The following is a 534-nucleotide window of genomic DNA, read 5'->3' as shown; positions in this document are numbered from 1 at the left end:
TGGTATAGTGATGCTAAGGTATCTGAAGATAAACAAGTGGAGCTTGCTAAGATCATAGCTAGCTACTTAAAAAAAGAAGATCAAGAGGGACTTATGAGAACTATTGCTGATAAATATATTGATGAGGGCGTGCAAAAAGGTATGGTCCAAGGCATGCAGATTGGGGAAGCTAAAGGCATGCAGATTGGGGAAGCTAAGAGAACTATAGAAGTAGCTAGAAATATGCTTAATGCTGGTTCTGATATCGCTTTTATCTCTAAAGTTACTGGACTCTCTATTTCCGAGCTCAACCGGCTTCTCAAGTCCTAACGCTTTTAGGTACAAAGGGATGTCCCTTTGACCTAGAGTTTTCGGGTTCTATTTCTTTTTTGTCATTTTATCCATTAGATTTATAATGGACTGAGAAATCAAGACAAAAAATAATCAAATTCGTTTCCTATTTTTATTATATTGTTAAGCAGCTAATTGATAATAATTTTGCGTATAATTCAGATAAACATCCATAGGTTTTTTGTAACCAATACCCGAATGAAA

Annotated in this window: 1 pseudogene; it reads left to right on the top strand. The window is 35.4% G+C overall.

Annotation, left to right across the window (positions count from 1 at the left end):
- Positions 1-309, top strand: a pseudogene (locus KYQ89_RS01470) (transposase); the annotation flags it as partial.
- Positions 310-534: the final 225 nt, after the last annotated feature.

Source organism: Rickettsia sp. TH2014, from assembly GCF_019249195.1.
Lineage (GTDB): Bacteria > Pseudomonadota > Alphaproteobacteria > Rickettsiales > Rickettsiaceae > Rickettsia > Rickettsia felis.
Note: the sequence above shows the minus strand (reverse complement) of the source record. Positions and strands in the feature narration are given on the sequence as shown.